This is a genomic window from Allorhizobium borbori, from assembly GCF_014196535.1.
GTDB lineage: Bacteria > Pseudomonadota > Alphaproteobacteria > Rhizobiales > Rhizobiaceae > Ectorhizobium > Ectorhizobium borbori.
Genome location: NZ_JACIDU010000014.1, coordinates 1 through 17,706 on the forward strand (window position 1 = coordinate 1; position 17,706 = coordinate 17,706).

Here is a 17,706-nt window from a genome sequence, read left to right on the forward strand (position 1 = left end):
GCCATCATGCGAAAACTCATCGTTCTCGCTAACGCACTGCTGAAAAACAATCGCAAATGGACCCCAAAACCAGCTTGATCAAAACGGATACTCTATGCCCTCGGTTTCAGCCGGGCGGGCAGGGGAATGCGGAAGAAGCGGGTCGAGGCCCGGGCCTTGTTGGCTTCCAGCACATTGTCGAGAAACTGGCGGCTTGCCGCTTCCCAGCTATAGGTGAGCGCCAATGCACGGGCCGCCTCACGGGAACAATCGAGCGCGGCAAGGCAGGCGGCCCTCAGGTCATCGCCAAGCGCGCCGGCCTGTGGATGGTCGCCCAGAATATCCACCGGTCCCATGACGGGAAAGGCGGCCACCGGTACGCCGGAGGCCAGCGACTCGATGATCGTATTGCCGAAGGTGTCGGTCTTCGAGGGGAAGACGAAGACATCGGCCTCGGCATAGAGCGCGGCCAGTTCCTCGCCGAATTTTGCGCCGGTGAAATGCACGCCGGGATAGGCGGCCTGAAGATCGGCGCGGGCGGGACCATCGCCGACCACCACTCTGGACCCCGGCAGATCAAGCGAAAGGAATGCGTCGAGGTTCTTTTCGACGGCGACGCGGCCGACGGTCATGAACAGCGGGCGGGGCAGGCCAAGGGGCGCCGGTGTTTGCGGACGGGGATGGAAGAGTGTGGCGTCGATGCCCCGGCTCCAGCGTTTCAGGTTGCGGAAACCATGGCTGAGAAGGTCCGTCTCAAGGCTCTGGGTGGCGACCATGCAGGCGCCGCCGGCATTGTGGAACCAGCGCATATAGGCATAGAGCCAGCTTTGCGGGATGGGGAAACGCGCGGCGACGTATTCAGGAAAGCGCGTGTGATAGCTGGTTGTGAAGGGCATGTGGTGACGCAGGCACCAGCGCCGGGCAAGCATCCCCAGCGGGCCTTCGGTGGCAATGTGCACGTAAGCCGGTTGATGTTGTTCCATGACCGCGGCGATCTGGCCCGGCAGCGCCACGGAAAGGCGGATTTCCGGATAGGTGGGGCAGGGCAGCGAGCGGAAATCCGCCGGCGTAATCATCGCCACTTCCACGCCCATTCGCTCCAGTTCGCGATTTGTGTTCTCGATGGAGCGCACCACGCCGTTCACCTGTGGATACCAGGCATCGGAAACAATCGTGATTCGGGTCATGGCACCGCTCTCGGTTACGTGCGTCTGCTGGCCGTTTATTACAATCCCATGTCAGGCCGGTGACAGGCGGATTTCCCTTGTTCATCGCAGCGCAACGGTTTTGATATTAAGTTTGGCGCGAAGCTTCAGGGGAGAACGGGCAAGATGGCGAAGAAGACGGAGTGGTGGCGCGGCGCGGTGGTCTACCAGATCTATCCACGCTCGTTTCAGGATGACAGTGGCGACGGCATCGGCGACCTGCCGGGCATCACGCGCCGGCTCGGCCATGTCGCCTCGCTTGGCGTCGATGCCATCTGGCTTTCGCCCTTCTTCACCTCGCCGCAGGCCGATATGGGCTATGACGTTTCCGATTATTGCGACGTCGATCCGCAGTTTGGCACACTGGCCGATTTCGATGCGATGATGGCGGAGGCCCATCGCCTCGGTCTCAAGGTCATCATCGATCAGGTGATCTCCCACACTTCCGACCAGCACCCGTGGTTCAAGGAAAGCCGCACCAGCCGGAACAATCCGAAGGCGGACTGGTTTGTCTGGGCCGACCCCAAGCCGGATGGCACCGCGCCCAATAACTGGCTGTCGGTGTTCGGCGGTCCGGCCTGGGAGTGGGACGGCACCCGCAAGCAATATTACATGCATAATTTCCTGGCGAGCCAGCCGGACCTCAACTTCCACAATCCGGAGGTTCAGGATGCGGTTCTGGATGCGGCGCGCTTCTGGCTGGAACGCGGCGTCGATGGCTTCCGCCTCGATACCGTGAACTACTACTTCCACGACGAGAAGCTGCGCGACAACCCACCGCATTCGGACGAGGGCAGCTTCGGTCTCGATGCGCCGGATGTGAACCCCTACGGGATGCAGAACCACCTCTACGACAAGACGCGACCCGAAAACATTGCCTTCCTGCAGCGTATGCGTAACCTGCTCGATCACTACGACGACCGGGCAACCGTGGGGGAAGTGGGCGATGGCGCGCGTTCGCTGGAAACCGTCGCGGCCTATACCGCGGGCGGCGACAAGCTGAACATGTGCTATACCTTCGACCTGCTCGGCCCCGACTTCACGGCGGAGCACATCCGCCGATCGGTGGAAGGGTTCCACGAGGCGGTGACGGATGGCTGGGTGTGCTGGGCATTCTCCAACCATGATGTGCAGCGCCATGTCTCACGCTTCATCGATGGTGAGGCGGAGCGTGAGAGTGTGGCCAAACAGGCGGCGACACTGATCGCCACGCTGAAGGGGTCCGTCTGCCTCTATCAGGGCGAGGAACTCGGCCTGCCGGAGGCTGATCTCGCTTTCGAGGATCTGCGCGATCCCTATGGCATCCGCTTCTGGCCATCCTTCAAGGGCCGCGACGGGTGCCGCACGCCGATGGTGTGGGACGCCGGCCGCGCCCATGGCGGCTTCTCCACCGCCCGGCCGTGGCTGCCGGTTCCCTATGAACATGCGGTGATGGCGGTCGATGCGCAGGAAGCCGACCCGCACTCCATCCTGCACCACTACCGTTCGACGCTTGCCTTCCGCAAAGCGCATCCGGCCCTTCGCGATGGTGCGATGACCTTCCTCGATGCGCCGGATGGCGTGCTGGCCTTCGTGCGGGAGGGCGACACGGAAAGGTTGTTGTTCGTGTTCAACATGAGCCGGGAAGTCGCCGCGTTCGTCATTCCCTCAAACCTCGGTCGCGCGGTGCCGCTGGCCCTTCCGGGTTATGCAGTGCAAGAATCGAACGGACGCATCGATCTTGAGCCGTTTGAGGCATTTGCCGCGAAATGCTCCTGAAATTGACATTCAGCAGCGTTTTAGCGGGTAAAATGCCCTGAAACGCGACTTTCGTCTGGAGACTTAAGTCAGAAGACCTAAGTCTGATTTCGCAGCGCAATATCCCTTGATATCCAACATTTTGAAGGCTTCCGCCCTGCGTGGGGGCTTGTTGGTTCTCAGTTGGGGGAGTTTCATGCAACCAGCATACGAAAAGATCGCCAGGGATCCGCGTTTCGCGGAACTGGTTTCCAAGCGCAATCGCTTTGCGCTCGCGCTTTCGTTCATCGTTCTCGGTGTCTTCTCGACGTTCGTGTTCGTGGCTGTCGCCGGTCACGGCGTTTTCGCCGCACCGCTCGCCGAGGGGTCTCCATGGACCTGGGGCATCATCGGCGGCTGGATCATCCAGATCTTCGCGTTTCTCATCACGGGCGTCTACACGGCCCGCGCCAATGGCGAGTTCGACAGCCTGATCAAGTCCATCGTCGCGGAGGCCACCAAGTGAAGCGCGTTTCCTCGTTCGCTGCGGCGCTTTCCGCCGCTCTTTTCAGCGCCTCGGCCGCCTTTGCCGCCGGCGACGCCATTACCGGCGTTGTCGAGAAGCAGCCGGTCAACGTCACGGCCATCATCATGTTCCTCGCCTTCGTTGCGGGCACACTTGGCCTGACCTACTGGGCCGCGCGCCAGACGCGCTCGACCTCCGACTTCTATACGGCCGGCGGCGGCATCACCGGCTTCCAGAACGGCCTCGCCATCGCCGGCGACTACATGTCGGCTGCGGCCTTCCTCGGCCTTTCGGGCATGGTGTTCGGCAAGGGCGTGGACGGCATTTTCTACACCGTCGGCTGGACTGTCGGCTGGCCGCTCATCCTGTTCATGATCGCCGAGCGTCTGCGTAACCTCGGCCGGTTCACCTTCTCGGACATCACGTCTTATCGTCTCGATCAGACGAGCATCCGTTCGCTGTCGGCTTTCGGCGCGCTGACCGTGGTGATCTTCTACCTGATCGCCCAGATGGTGGGCGCGGGCAAACTCATCCAGCTTCTCTTCGGTCTGGAATATTCCTATGCCGTTGTTCTGGTCGGCGTGCTGATGGTGCTCTACGTGACCTTCGGCGGCATGCTGGCCACGACCTGGGTGCAGATCACCAAGGCTGTTCTGCTGCTCGGCGGCTGCACCATTCTCGTGCTTTTGTCGCTCTGGCACTTCAATTTCGACCCCAGCGCCCTGCTGTCGTCGGCCATTGCGAACAATCCGTCGCATGAGAAGATCCTGCTGCCGTCCTCCTCGATCGCCGATCCGCTGTCGGCCATCTCGCTCGGTCTCGCCCTGATGTGCGGCCCGGCCGGCCTGCCGCATATCCTGATGCGCTTCTTCACCGTTCCGGATGCGAAGGCAGCCCGCAAGTCGGTGTTCTATGCCACCGGCTTCATCGCCTACTTCTTCATCCTCGCCGTCATGATCGGCTTTGCGGCCATCACCATCGTCGGCACCAACCCTGCCTTCCTCGACAGCGCCGGCAAGATCCTCGGCGGCGGCAACATGGCGGCCATTCACCTGTCCAAGGCAGTCGGCGGCAACGTGTTCCTCGGCTTCATCTCGGCCGTCGCCTTCGCAACGATCCTCGCGGTTGTTTCGGGTCTGGCTCTGGCCGGTGCATCTGCCGTGTCGCACGACCTTTATGCGGTGGTCATCAAGAAGGGCAAGGCAACCGGTGCGCAGGAAATGCGCGTCTCGCGCATCGCAACGCTGTTCCTCGGCGTCATGGCCATCGTTCTCGGCCTTGTCTTCGAAAACCAGAACATCGCCTTCATGGTGGGTCTGGCCTTCGGTCTGGCCGCTTCGGTGAACTTCCCGGTGCTGTTCATGTCGATCTTCTGGAAGAACATGACCTCGCGCGGTGCGCTCATCGGCGGCTTCCTCGGCCTTATCAGCGCCGTCGCCTTCGTGGTGCTTGGCCCGGCCGTGTGGGTCAATGTCATGCACTTTGAAAAGCCGATCTTCCCTTATGAGCAGTATGCGCTGTTCTCCATGACGATCGCTTTCACCGGCATCTGGTTCTTCTCGATCACCGACAAGAGCGCGCGTGCCGCCCTCGACAAGGCAGGCTTCCAGGAGCAGTTCATCCGCTCCGAAACCGGCCTGGGCGCGGCTGCCGCATCCAGTCACTAAGGTTCATCAGGGAAAGCCGGGTCCCGGCTTTCCCTTGATGGCAGACTGTGGAGAATGCTGCATTGCGGTGTTCGGCGGGGGGCGGTCACTTCGCTAAGTGCCTGAAATTGCCGAAAACCCGACTAAAGTCGAAAGACTTAAGTTGGGTTTTTGCATTGCAGCATAGCTGCTATGCAAATTTATGCGGCTGCCGCCGGAAAGGCGGAGGTGCAGGGCCAAACCGGCTCTCGGGAGGAGAAGGACGATCCGCTTGCGTGACGGGCGGATCGATTGCGGACCGGCATATCGAGGATGTGTCCGTGTCAACGCTTGTGCGGCGGGCTGGTCTGCTGAATGTGTCAGCGTCCCTGTGGAATTACGGGCCACTCGGTTCCTGCGTTCAGGTCCATCCGCGATGACGCGCCTTTCCTGCCAGAGCCCTGAATGGTCCATTGGTTCAATATGGGAGAGTTCCATGCAGCCTGCTTATGCAAAAATTGCCAAGGACCCGCGTTTTGCGGATCTGGTCTCGAAAAGGAACCGCTTTGCGGTTGCCCTTTCACTCATCGTTCTGGCCGTCTTCTCGGCTTTCGTGTTCGTCGCCGTGGCGCTGCCCGGCGTGTTTTCCGCCCGCATCGATGCAGGGTCCGCCTGGACCTGGGGTCTGATCGCCGGCTGGCTCATCCAGATCTTCGCCTTCCTCATCACCGGCGTCTATACGCTGCGTGCCAATGGCGAATTCGATCCGGCGATCCGCTCCATCATCGCGGAGGCCACGAAGTGAAGCGTTTCAACCTCCTCCTCGCGTCCGGCCTTTCCGGCCTGATGTTCTCCACAGGCGCGTTTGCTGCCGGTGAGGCGATTTCCGGCGCCGTCGAAAAGCAGCCGATCAACGTCACCGCCATCATCATGTTCCTGGTCTTCGTGGCCGGCACGCTGGGCCTCACCTACTGGGCTGCCTCGCGCACCCGTTCGACCTCCGACTTCTATACGGCGGGCGGCGGCATCACCGGCTTCCAGAACGGCATGGCCATTGCCGGCGACTTCATGTCGGCCGCCTCGTTCCTCGGCATTTCGGGCATGATCTTCGGCACGGGCGTCGATGGCCTGTTCTATGCCGCCGGCTTCACCATCGGCTGGCCGCTCATCCTGTTCATGATCGCCGAGCGCCTGCGCAATCTCGGCCGCTTCACCTTCGCCGACATCACCTCCTACCGTCTCGACCAGACGCGCATCCGTTCGCTGTCGGCCTTTGGCGCACTGTCGGTGGTGCTGTTCTACCTGGTTGCCCAGATGGTCGGTGCGGGCAAGCTCATCCAGCTTCTCTTCGGCCTCGACTATGCCTATGCCGTCGTGCTCGTCGGCGTGCTGATGGTGCTCTACGTCACCTTCGGCGGTATGCTGGCCACGACCTGGGTGCAGATCACCAAGGCGATCCTGCTTCTGCTCGGCTGCACGGTGATGGTGGGCCTCGCGCTCGCCTATTTCGGCTTCAACCCGAGCGCCCTCATCCAGAGCGCCATCGACAACCATCCGCGCAAGGAAGCGATGCTGCAGCCTTCGGCGACGCTTGCCGATCCGCTCAACGCCGTTTCGCTCGGTCTGGCGCTGATGTGCGGCGCCGCTGGCCTGCCGCATATCCTGATGCGCTTCTTCACCGTTCCGGATGCGGTTGCCGCGCGCAAGTCGGTGTTCTATGCCACAGGCTTCATCGCCTACTTCTATATCCTCACGATCACCATCGGTCTCGCCGCCGTCACCATCATCGGCACGAACCCGGCCTTCTTCGACGCGGCTGGCAAGCTGATCGGCGGCGGTAACATGGCGGCGGTGCATCTGGCCAAGGCGCTGGGTGGCGATGCCTTCCTCGGCTTTATCTCCGCGGTCGCCTTCGCAACGATCCTCGCAGTCGTCTCGGGTCTGGCGCTGGCCGGTGCCTCTGCCGTGTCGCACGATCTCTATGCCAATGTGATCATGAAGGGCAAGGCAACCGGCGCGCAGGAAATGCGGGTTTCGCGCATCGCCACCTTTGCGATCGGCGCACTCGGTATCGTGCTTGGTCTGGCGTTTGAAAACCAGAATATCGCCTTCATGGTGGGCCTTGCCTTCGGCGTGGCGGCTTCGGTGAACTTCCCGGTGCTGTTCCTGTCGATCTTCTGGAAGAACGTGACGTCGCGTGGCGCCTTCATCGGCGGCTTCCTGGGCCTGATCTCGGCCATTGCCTTCGTGGTCCTCGGCCCGACCGTATGGGTATCGCTGCTGCATCATGAAAAGCCGATCTTCCCCTATGAACAGTATGCCCTGTTCTCCATGACGATCGCGTTTGTAAGCATCTGGTTCTTCTCGGTTACGGACAAGAGCGCCCGCGCGGCGGAAGACAAGGCCGGCTTCCCGGAACAGTTCATCCGCTCCGAAACCGGCCTTGGTGCCGCTGCGGCATCCGATCACTGAGACCGGAAGAGACTTTTCAAGCTATGAATTGGCCGGGGCGAAAGCCCCGGCCTTTTGCGTTTCATTTCACCGCGGCATTGCCGCCATCGGCAAACAGGCAGGTGCCGGCCACGAAACTCGCCATGGGGCTTGCCAGAAACAGCGCGGCACTGGCGATTTCTTCCGGCCGGGCAATGCGCTTGAGGGCATGAAGGCCAGCAGCCCAGGCCTTGTTTTCTTCGTTGCCGGCCATGGCGGTATCGGTGCCGCCCGGCAGGACTGCGTTGGCGCGAATGTCTTGCGCGCCGTAATCGGCGGTAATCCCCTTCACGAGGCCGGAAATGGCAGCTTTCGAGGCAGCATAGGCCGCCATGCCGGGCAGGCCGACACTGGTGCCGACAAAGGTCGAGGTGAAGACGAGCGCACCGCCGCCGCGCTCCAGCATGGCGGGGATCTGGTGTTTTGCGCCGAGAAAGGCGGCAGTGAGGTTCACATCCAGCGTGCGCTGCCATTCCTCACGCGTGATCTCGGCCAGCGGCTTCATCGGGCCGACGGTGCCGGCATTGTTGAAGGCGATGTCGAGCCCGCCGAAACGGGAGATCGCCCGTGCGACGAGATGGTGGTGGGTGCCTTCCTCGGCGGTGTCGCCGGCCACGGTTTCGACCTCTCCGCCTGCTGCCCGGATTTCGGCGGCAGTGGCTTCAAGCGCATCGGCATTGCGGGCATTGAGGACGAGGCGTGCGCCCTCGGCGGAAAAGAGCCGGGCAGCGGCCCGGCCGATGCCGGATGACGCGCCGGTGATAATGGCGACCTTGCTTTGAAGAAGCGGCATGGAAACCTCCTGTGTTGATGGAGGTTTCCACCTATCGGGGTGAGGGCGGCCGGGCCACCCGATCCTTGCGCGGTGTGTCAGATCAGCTCGAACTTGTCGACATCCACCAGCCCGCGGTCCGAGATTTTGAGGTGGGGAATGACTGGCAGGGGCAGGAAGGCGACCTGCAGGAAGGGTTCCTGCAGCGTGGTGCCGAGCGCGTAGGCCGCCTGGCGCAGATGGTGCAGCGTGTCGCGCACCGTCTCGTAAGGCTCGGTGCTCATCAGGCCGGCGACGGGCAGGGCGATTTCGCCTGTGACCTTGCCGTCCTCCACCACCACGAAGCCGCCCTTGATTTCGCCGAGACGGTTGGCGGCGATCGCCATGTCCTCTCCGGAAACACCGACCACACAGATATTGTGGCTGTCATGGCCGACGGTGGAGGCAATCGCGCCCTTCTTCAGACCAAAGCCCTGCACGAATGCGTTGGCATGGTTGCCGTTCTTGCCGTGGCGCTCGATAACGGCGACCTTGATAATGTCGCGGTCGAGGTCCGGCACCGTTTCGTTGCCTTCCGACGGCAGGTGGAAGCGGCGAAACTCGGTGATGATCTTGCCCGGCAGTACGCCGAGCACCGGCACTTCGCCTTCCGTGACCGGCACGGCGAAATGGCCGGCCTTGACGGGCCGCGCCTTGACGCTGTCAAGGCCGACGGGGGCGACCGGCTTGCGGGTGGCGAAAAGCGCATCATTGACCTCGCGACCGGCGGAAAAGACCATTTCCGCCTTGCAGTTTTCGAGGCTGTCGATGACGACGAGATCGGCCCGCCAGCCGGGCGCGATGAGGCCCCGGTCACGCAGACCGAAGGCGCGCGCGCCAGAGATGGACGCGGCGCGATAGACGGCGAGCGGTTCGACGCCGTTGGCGATGGCTTCGCGGATCATGTAGTCGAGATGACCCTGCTCGGCGATATCGAGCGGGTTGCGGTCGTCGGTGCACAGCGCGAGGTAAGGGGAGAGGCGCTCGGTGATGATCGGCAGCAGCGCGTGCAGGTCCTTGGAGACCGAGCCTTCGCGCACGAGGATGTGGACGCCCTTGCGGATCTTTTCCAAGGCTTCCGGCACGTTGGTGCATTCATGCTCGGTGCGGATGCCGGCAGAGAGATAGGCGTTGAGGCCGTAGCCGGAGAGAAGGGGAGCGTGGCCGTCGATATGCTGGCCCTGGAAGGCCTCGAGCTTGGCCATGCAGCCGGGGTCCTTGTGGATGACGCCGGGGAAATTCATGAATTCGGCAAGCCCGATGACCTTCGGGTGATCGCGGAAGGGCAGAAGCTTTTCGATGGGCAGATCGGCGCCCGCGGTTTCCAGATGCGTGGCGGGCACGCAGGAGGAAAGCTGGACGCGGACGTCCATGATGGTTTCCAGCGCCGAGTCCAGGAAGAACCGGATGCCTTCCTCGCCCAGCACATTGGCAATCTCATGCGGATCGCAGATCGCCGTGGTCACGCCATAGGGCAGCACGCAGCGGTCGAACTCGTGGGGTGTGACGAGGGAGGATTCGATATGCAGATGGGTATCGATGAAGCCGGGAACGACGATGCGGCCCGAAATGTCGATTTCGCGGAGGCCCTCATAGGCTTCGCCCACACCGATGATGGTGTTGCCGCAAAGGGCGATATCGGATGAGACCAGTTCGCCGGTGACGAGATCGAAGTAACGCCCGCCCTTGAGAACGATGTCGGCGGCAACCCGCCCCGCACCCTGATCAATCCGCCGTTCCAGTTCGCTCGCCATGCCGCATCTCCATTCTCGTAAGGACAACGGGACTTAGAGCATCTTCGAAGAAATTTGTGAACGGGTTTCGATGTTTGTTGGCTCTGAGCCCTGAAAGAATGACCGCCGTTGGCGGTCGGTTCATCAGGCAGCCGACTTGTTCTGTTCCTGCTGCTTGTAGATTTCGTCCAGCGTTTGCAGAACCTTCAGGACCGCCTCGGAATTGGCGGAATAGTAGATCGTCTGCGCATCGCGGCGGGTATTCACCATCTTCTTGGCCCGCAACTTCGACAAATGCTGGGACAGGGCGGACTGGCTCAGGCCAACACGCCCGGCGAGAACGCCCACAGCCATTTCCCCCTGCACAAGATTGAGCAGGATCATCAGGCGTTTAGGGTTAGCCATAGCCGACAGCATTCCAGCCGCCGCCGTGGCATTTTCGGATAAATGCAACATTGTCATACTCGATCAACACCTCCACAGAACCTTTGCGGCTTCTGTTGCAACAGAACCATTCTGGCTTCTGCTCTCGACGTCGCTTTGGACCGTCGATGCAACTCTAGCAACATACTTGCGGGTTTGTATACAGATAAAATGGGTACGCAGAAGCGCCGCCAACATTATTAGATTTTCCTCAATTAGCTGAAAAATATCTATTATCTCCGATGGTATTTCCGAAACGGGCGGTCGGCGTAATAGATAAAAACACAACCAATGAGTGTGTTGGCGCTGGGTGCGCGAGTGGTTCATTCTCCTGTTCTCGTTGGTTGGGCCCGTCGCATATGCATGCTCCGAACCCGCATTGCTTTCGTCACGCTTGCAGGTCTGCCGGCGTCAGCCAGAACGCGCGTCCGAAGCCGCCATTGAGTGCGGCTTTTTGCGGGATCAGGCGAAAGAAACTGAAGTCAGGGAAATCGATGTAAAGCTTTGACTTCGGGTGCCGGGCGAGGAATGCCTCCCGCAATGCTCCGTGGTCTTCGTTTTCACGGTCCACCTGCTCTGCCAGGCACTGAACCGTCATGCGCGGGTGAACCAGAGGGTCGCCCTTGTCCGCGGGCTCGCCAACCAACAGCGAGCATCGCGGGTCCTTCAGAATGCCCTGCGTATGCGCCGCGAGCCGTGATGCGAGAATGACGGGAACGCCATTCGTCGTCATCAAAATGATGCGGCTGACCGACGGATAGCCGGTCTCCGGATCGAGTACGCCAATCGCGGCAAACCGAGCTTCATTCAGCACGTTGCGCGCAAGCTCACGCGCTTCATGATCGGTATCGCGAATGACGGAGGGTTTATCGGCCACGACATCGTTTCCTTAACAGATTGTTGATAAAATATACAGCACTCGGCTTTTTTGCGTAACAAAAAGCCGCAGCCTGCGATGATTTGTCATCTAATGTTAAAAAAAGACTACACTTTATGTTAAATTTTATGCAAATGGCGCGCTTTTACGCGTCGTTATTTGACGATGCGCAATTCCAATGCGCTTGTTCTCAAAAGGTATTTTTCAAGCCGTACCGGTTGATCCGGTAAATCTCACATCTTTGTCAATGCCGGTGATATCGGCTGAGGCTGCGCACCACATCGTTCGCATCGATCGCGCCGATCACGGCGCCCTTTTCAATCACGCCGATAACGCCGGGATTGCGCGCAAGCGCGTCGATGATGTCGGCCAGTGGCGTCTGCGGTGCGGCAGTTCCCGAGACCGGCATGGCGGTGTCTGCAAGGCCCGGACGCATGACGTCCGCGGCGGTCAGCAGGGTGACCGGGTTCATGCCGGCGATGAAATCGGCGACGTGCTGGCTGGCCGGCCGATCGATGATTTCGCGCGGCGTGCCACACTGCACGATCCGGCCGCCATCCATGATGGCGATGCGGTTGCCGATGCGGAAGGCTTCGTCCAGATCGTGGCTGACGAAGAGGATCGTCTTCTTCAGCCGACGCTGGAATTCGAGAAGTTCATCCTGCAAGCGGGCGCGAATAAGCGGATCGAGCGCGGAGAAGGGTTCGTCCATCAACAGGATCGGTGCGCCGGTGGCGAAGGCGCGGGCCAGCCCCACACGCTGCTGCATGCCGCCCGAAAGTTCGCCGACCTTGTGGGAACCCCAGGCCGTGAGGTTTACCAGTTCAAGTTGTTCATCCACGGCCTTCTTGCGGGCGGCTTCGGCAACGCCTGCAATCTCCAGGCCGAAGCCGACATTGTCGGCCACCGTACGCCACGGCAAAAGCGCAAACTGCTGGAACACCATGGAGACGGTCGACAGGCGCAGATCACGCAGCACCTTTGCCGACGCCCGGTAGGGATCGACCGGCCCGCGCGATGTCATGACGGTGACGCTGCCGCGCACGACAGGCGCCAGACCGTTGACGGCCCGCAAAAGGGTGGACTTGCCGGAACCGGACAACCCCATCAGCACGAGAATTTCGCCGGCCTCGACGGTCAGCGAGGCGTCCAGGGCGCCGGCAATCAGCGAGGTGCGGGCGTTGATTTCGTCACGCGTCGCGCCCTCGTCAATCAGCGGGAAGGCCTTTTTCGGCTTGGCGCCGTAGACGATATCGACGTTCTTGAGGATGACGGCGCCGTTCATGGACGGTCTTTCCAGAAGCTGAGCGTGCGCTTGGGCGGTGCCTGGCCGGGTACGCGCAGCATACGGTCGAGGATGATGGCCAGCACCACGATGCAAAGGCCCGCTTCGAAACCCTTGGCGATGTTGACCGTGTTCAACGCCCGAACGACGGGAACGCCGAGACCGTTGGCGCCGACCAGCGCGGCAATGACCACCATGGACAGCGACAGCATGATGGTCTGGGTCAGGCCGGCCATGATCTGCGGTGTGGCGCAGGGCAGTTCGACCTTGCGCAGCACCTGCCAGGAGGTGGCGCCGAAGGCGACCGCGGCTTCCTTCAGCGCTTCCGGCGTCGAGATGATGCCCAGGCGGGTGAGGCGGATGGAGGCGGGCAGGGCGAAGATAACCGTGGCGATGAGGCCGGGCACCATGCCGAGACCGAAGAGGATGAGGGCCGGGATCAGATAGACGAAGGTGGGGATCGTCTGCATCAGATCGAGAATGGGCCTGAGCACGGTGTAGATCCATACCCGCCGTGCGGCGGCGATGCCGATCGGAATGCCGATGGCCATTGATACGGCGGTGGAGGCCAGCACCAGCGCCAGCGTCTCTGTCGTTTCCTTCCAGTAACCCTGGTTGAGGATGAGCAGGAGGCCAAGCGCGGTGAAGACGGTTACGCCGATGGAGCGGCGATACCACCAGACGAAGCCGGTAAAGGCAGTAATTGCGACAAGCGGCGAGGGCGTTTGCAGGCACCAGAGAATGCCTGCAATGCCTTCGCCGAGCACGGCGGAAATACTGTCGAAAACGCCGCCGCCATGCGTCGTCAGCCAGGTGACGGCCGTTTTCGACCAGGGACCGATCGGGATGCGTGTTTCGGTGAGCCAATCCAAGATTATGGGTCCGCCTTGCTTGCCGCTATCGCAGGATCAGAGGCCGAGAGCCTTGTTGACGGCAGCCAGTCCGTCTTCGCCCTTGACGGTCGAAACGCCGGCGAGCCACGGCGCGATCACCGACGGGTTGGCCTTCAGCCATTCCGTCGCGGCCACTTCCGGCTCCTTGCCGTCATCGAGGATCTTGCCCATGATCTGGTTTTCCATGGGCAGCGTGAAGGCCAGGTTCTTCAGCAGCGTGCCGACATTGGTGCATTCGCTGGTGTAGCCCTTGCGGACATTGGTGAGAACGGTTGCGCCACCGAGGTTCGGGCCGAATACCTCATCGCCGCCGGTGAGGTAGGTCAGCTTGAAATTGGCGTTCATCGGGTGCGGTTCCCAGCCGAGGAAGACGACCGGCAGGCCTTCCTTTTCGGCACGGGCAACCTGGGCCAGCATGCCCTGTTCGGAGGATTCGATCACCTCGAAGCTCTTCAGGCCGAACGTGTCCTTTTCAACCATGCCGAGGATGAGGCGGTTGCCGTCATTGCCCGGCTCGATGCCATAGATCTTGCCGTCGAGTTCGGCCTTGTGGGCGGCGATATCCTTGAAATCCCTGATGCCGAGTTCAGCGCCCTTGGCATTGGTTGCGAGCGTGTACTTCGCGCCTTGCAGGTTTTCGCGCACCGTCTCGACCGAGCCGTCGGCGCGGTAGGGGGCGATATCGGCTTCCATGGTCGGCATCCAGTTGCCAAGGAAGACGTCGATGTCCTTGTTCTTCAGGGATGCGTAGGTGACGGGAACGGAGAGAAGCTTGGTCTCGGTCTGGTAGCCCAGAGCCTTCAGCACGACGGAGGCGGTGGCGGTGGTGGCGGCAATGTCCGTCCAGCCGACGTCGGAGAAACGCACGGTGGCGCAGCTTTGCGGTTCGGCGGCGAAGGCACTGGTCGAAAGGCCCGCGATCAGAATGGCTGCTGCTGCAACACGGTGCGAATGAGATGCTGTCATGTCCCTGTCTCCCGATGGTTCGTCCAGCCGCGCCTTTACCCGCAAATGGCGGCTCCGGCCGGAAAGAAAGGCTATCGCCTCCCGCTGCCATTACAGCGTGCTTCAAGCTCTGTCACCGAAAAATAGTGATTCAATGCCGGGGATGCACGTCTTTTGGGGGTGCGCTTGACCGGGCGTGTCGGTTAGAACAGGCCGACACGGAGGAACAGGCCCAGATGACGGCTTCCATCGGCAGGGATGGCGATATGGCCCGGATACGCACCGGGGTGAGCGACTTCGAGGAAGCGGCGGGGCTGGCTGGGGCTGCCCTCGAGCGTCAGGCGCGGGACGGCGACGACAGCCAGGGTTCCGGCCGGGTCCGCGTCGCGGATGTTCTGGCCCGCCGCACCGGGATCGAGGCAGATCTTGCTGGCTTTGCCCGGCGCTTTGACGCCGAGATCGGGCGCCTTGCCGCCGCTTTCGAAGCCGTGACGACGGGCCGAGGCGCTGCCGTGATGAGCGGAGGCTTTCTGAAACGTCGCAAGGCCGCCGCAACCGGGGATGAGGCCGAGGGCCTTTCCGCTCTTCTGGCAGGCCTTGCCGCCGCATTGGCCGGGGCCGAGCAGGCGCTGGGCCTTCTGGATCACCTGACCGGCGCACTCAAGCGCTGCCATGCCGGGGCTGAAACGACACTGGGCGACGTGGTTGAGCGTCGCCGCACCGCGCTGGCGGGGCTTGAGGCGGCGCAAAGGGCGTCGGAGGAACAGCGTCCACCACTGACGGCGATGCGCCTGCGTGTTGCGGCTTGTGGTGATGATGCGGCGCGCGCATCGCTTGAAGAGGAATGCAGGCGGCTGGAGGCCGATCTGGCGTCGGCGCAGGCCGGCGAGCGGGAATCTCTCGCAAGATACCGGTCGCTGGATGATCTCGCCGCGCTGCTTGATCTTTACATGGGGGCGCTGAACGGGCAGCGCGCTGTCAGCAATGCGGTGGTGGCCAAGCTTTCGGCCGATGTGGAGCGCTGTGTCCTGCTTGGCCGGGCGTTACAGGCCGCTATCGGCATGGCGGGCCAATCCGGTGACGCCGCGAAGGCATTGTTCCGGGCCCTCGATCCCGCCGGGCCTGTCGGCCGGCTTTTGCCGCTTGCCGAAAAGGGATGGCTGAACCATGCCGAAACCATGCGGCGAAAGGCGCATGCCGATGCGGCTTTCTTCCTGCGGTTCGGCGAGGCAGAAGGCGGGCAGTAATCCCGGTGAGACCCGATCGCCTCACACCGCCGGGTGGCTTTGTGCAAGCCTTCGTTGAAAAGACGCGCCGCCTCTGTTGTCAGGCGGGCGGTGGAAGCCTATCTCATGAGCGGGCATGGTTTGCCCGCGGTCTGTTGAGGAGAGAAGAATGCTCGATCCCGTTTATGCCTTTTTCCGAAGCCTTCTGGCCGGCATTCGCCGCGGTTTCGGGCTCGCCTTTGCGGCGATCGTCTGGCCTTTTCTGGCCGTGCATGGCTGGTACAGGGATCGCGGGTTGATCATCAAGGCGGCGGTCGGCGGCATCATCGTCCTGTTCCTTGGCTTCAACGCCTATTTCTTCTGGCAAACGCAGCGCTGGACCGGTTTCGACCCGGATTACGTTGCAAAGTACGACCTTGCCGCGCGCACCACCGTGGCCGGGCAGGAACTGCCCTCGACCACCGGTGCGAAGGCATGCCAGCCCTCCGCGATCGTTGACGTGACGGCGGACCTCATCAAGTTCAATGTCGATGACAATGCGTGGATTTCCTCCATGCTGGCCTATCGCGCCGGCTTCTTCGGCGTTGACTGGGACAATACGCCTTTCTTCGACAACAAGGCCTCTTTCCAGCGTGGCATTAACCAGGCCGTGCGCCGCACGGCGACGGAACTGGTCGATTCACTCGGTCGTGTGCGCGGTACCTCGGGTATCAATCCGGACCTTCAGGATGCGCGTGGCAACATGCAGTTCGATGAATATTCCTGGTATTTCGGCCTTTCGCCCTTCGGCCCCAAGACGCCGACGCCGAGCTATTATCGCGCTGCCGAGAAGAGCCTGCGCAAGTTCAACACGAGCCTTGCCGCCTGTGGCGCGACGTTCGACACCCGCGCCGACAACTTCGTGCAATTCCTCGACCGTATCGCCAGCGACCTCGGCTCGACGTCACAGATCCTGTCCGATCGATCGGAAACGGCGGCGCGGGGCTGGTTCGACTTCCGCGCCGATGACCGCTTCTGGTTCGCCTATGGCCAGCTCTACGGCTATTACGGCCTGCTTTCGGCGGCGGGTGCTGATTTCTCGCAGGTCATCCGCGAGCGTAATCTGACGCAGGTTTGGGCCGGCACGCTTGCCCAGACGCGCGCGGCGCTGAACGTTCAGCCGTGGATCATTTCCAACGGCAAGGAAGACGGCATGTTCATGCCCTCGCACCTTTCGACCATGGGCTTCCGCATCCTGCGCGTTCGCTCCAACCTCGTCGAACTGCGCGGCGTTCTCGACCGGTAATCGCAGTGCGCATCAAATCAAAAAGGCCGCGTCCCGGACGCGGCCTTTTCCGTTTCGGGAGCCTTCCGGCGGTCAGTGCTTCGCCTTGCCGCCGTTCTTGATCGAAATCATCAGCGTTTCCAGGTAACCCAGCATGACCGCCGAGACGACGAAGGCGAGGTGCATCAGCGTCAGCCACATGATCTTGCCGTCGCTGTACTGGTTGGCGTTCAGGAACACCTGAAGCAGGTGGATCGAGGAAATGGCGACGATGGAGGAGGCGACCTTGATCTTCAGGCTGCCGGAATCGAGCTTGCCGAGGAAGGACACGTCGGCATCCGCATCATCGAAGCGGCTGACGAAATTCTCGTAGCCCGAAATCATCACCATCACGATCAGGCTGGCGACCAGCGCCGCGTCGATGAGGCCCAGCATGGCGAGGATCATCTCCGCTTCGCCAAGCGTGAAGACGTTTCCGGCGACCTTCAGGAACTTGTAGGCGAAGGACACGGCATAGACGGCGAGTGCCGCAACAAGGCCAAGATAGAACACGACCAGCAGCCAGCGGCTCGAAAGGATGATCCGCTCGACAAGGGTTTCGAGAGACTTCATGGGGGCGAATTTCTCCGGTTTCAAACACCGGCAGATAGGGGCATTTGCCCTGTCTTCGCAAGAGGGGCCTTCGCGGTTGCGAAATGTGGCGGAATT

The 17,706-nt window shown here is 61.7% G+C and carries 16 protein-coding genes; 7 read left to right on the forward strand and 9 right to left on the reverse strand.

The features are described from left to right. Window positions 1-92: 92 nt before the first annotated feature. Window positions 93-1,166 (reverse strand): glycosyltransferase family 4 protein, encoded by a 1,074-nt coding sequence (locus GGQ66_RS16120; RefSeq protein ID WP_183793765.1) that lies wholly within the window; start codon window positions 1,164-1,166, stop codon window positions 93-95. A gap of 144 nt (window positions 1,167-1,310) precedes the next feature. Here GGQ66_RS16120 and bglA point away from each other — a divergent pair, with 144 nt between their 5' ends. From bglA to GGQ66_RS16140, 5 genes are all read left to right on the forward strand, one after another. Next, on the forward strand, window positions 1,311-2,942 hold the full coding sequence (bglA, locus tag GGQ66_RS16125; protein ID WP_183793766.1) for a beta-galactosidase BglA: 1,632 nt from the start codon (window positions 1,311-1,313) through the stop codon (window positions 2,940-2,942). A 175-nt stretch (window positions 2,943-3,117) separates the two neighbouring features. Beyond that, complete coding sequence (locus tag GGQ66_RS23110) at window positions 3,118-3,426, forward strand: DUF485 domain-containing protein (RefSeq protein WP_237358956.1); 309 nt, start codon at window positions 3,118-3,120, stop codon at window positions 3,424-3,426. Then, a complete protein-coding gene (locus tag GGQ66_RS16130; protein ID WP_370686366.1) occupies window positions 3,423-5,093 on the forward strand; it encodes a cation acetate symporter in 1,671 nt (556 codons plus the stop codon). Before GGQ66_RS23110 ends, GGQ66_RS16130 begins: the two co-directional genes overlap by 4 nt. A 454-nt stretch (window positions 5,094-5,547) precedes the next feature. Next, the gene (locus tag GGQ66_RS16135; RefSeq protein ID WP_183793768.1) at window positions 5,548-5,856 is read left to right on the forward strand and encodes a DUF485 domain-containing protein; all 309 of its coding nucleotides are present in this window, start codon (window positions 5,548-5,550) and stop codon (window positions 5,854-5,856) included. Between the two features lie 41 nt (window positions 5,857-5,897). Further along, window positions 5,898-7,523, forward strand: coding sequence for a cation acetate symporter (locus GGQ66_RS16140; RefSeq protein WP_183793876.1), 1,626 nt, complete (start codon window positions 5,898-5,900; stop codon window positions 7,521-7,523). 61 nt (window positions 7,524-7,584) lie between these two features. On the opposite strand, the gene GGQ66_RS16145 is transcribed toward GGQ66_RS16140, so the two are convergent. From GGQ66_RS16145 to GGQ66_RS16175, 7 genes are all read right to left on the reverse strand, one after another. Beyond that, the gene (locus GGQ66_RS16145) at window positions 7,585-8,334 is read right to left on the reverse strand and encodes an SDR family oxidoreductase (protein WP_183793769.1); all 750 of its coding nucleotides are present in this window, start codon (window positions 8,332-8,334) and stop codon (window positions 7,585-7,587) included. Window positions 8,335-8,411: 77 nt separating this feature from the next. Further along, entirely contained in the window at window positions 8,412-10,106 is a 1,695-nt protein-coding gene (ade, locus tag GGQ66_RS16150; protein ID WP_183793770.1) for an adenine deaminase, read from the reverse strand. Window positions 10,107-10,229: 123 nt separating this feature from the next. Further along, window positions 10,230-10,547, reverse strand: coding sequence for an ArsR/SmtB family transcription factor (locus tag GGQ66_RS16155; protein WP_183793771.1), 318 nt, complete (start codon window positions 10,545-10,547; stop codon window positions 10,230-10,232). A 349-nt stretch (window positions 10,548-10,896) separates the two neighbouring features. Then, a complete protein-coding gene (locus GGQ66_RS16160; RefSeq protein ID WP_183793772.1) occupies window positions 10,897-11,385 on the reverse strand; it encodes a HugZ family pyridoxamine 5'-phosphate oxidase in 489 nt (162 codons plus the stop codon). Window positions 11,386-11,629: 244 nt separating this feature from the next. Next, a complete protein-coding gene (gene choV, locus GGQ66_RS16165) occupies window positions 11,630-12,670 on the reverse strand; it encodes a choline ABC transporter ATP-binding protein (RefSeq protein ID WP_183793773.1) in 1,041 nt (346 codons plus the stop codon). After that, window positions 12,667-13,542 (reverse strand): choline ABC transporter permease subunit, encoded by an 876-nt coding sequence (gene choW / locus GGQ66_RS16170; protein WP_183793774.1) that lies wholly within the window; start codon window positions 13,540-13,542, stop codon window positions 12,667-12,669. Before choW ends, choV begins: the two co-directional genes overlap by 4 nt. A 36-nt stretch (window positions 13,543-13,578) precedes the next feature. Further along, a complete protein-coding gene (locus tag GGQ66_RS16175) occupies window positions 13,579-14,529 on the reverse strand; it encodes a choline ABC transporter substrate-binding protein (RefSeq protein WP_183793775.1) in 951 nt (316 codons plus the stop codon). A gap of 215 nt (window positions 14,530-14,744) precedes the next feature. Between GGQ66_RS16175 and GGQ66_RS16180 the strand changes: the two genes are divergently transcribed. Then, a complete protein-coding gene (locus GGQ66_RS16180; protein ID WP_183793776.1) occupies window positions 14,745-15,755 on the forward strand; it encodes a hypothetical protein in 1,011 nt (336 codons plus the stop codon). 148 nt (window positions 15,756-15,903) lie between these two features. Beyond that, window positions 15,904-17,019 carry a DUF2333 family protein gene (locus GGQ66_RS16185; protein WP_183793777.1) on the forward strand — a complete coding sequence of 372 codons (1,116 nt, stop codon included), beginning with the start codon at window positions 15,904-15,906 and terminating at the stop codon, window positions 17,017-17,019. Between the two features lie 72 nt (window positions 17,020-17,091). On the opposite strand, the gene GGQ66_RS16190 is transcribed toward GGQ66_RS16185, so the two are convergent. Next, the gene (locus tag GGQ66_RS16190) at window positions 17,092-17,610 is read right to left on the reverse strand and encodes a TIGR00645 family protein (RefSeq protein WP_183793778.1); all 519 of its coding nucleotides are present in this window, start codon (window positions 17,608-17,610) and stop codon (window positions 17,092-17,094) included. Window positions 17,611-17,706 lie beyond the last annotated feature (96 nt).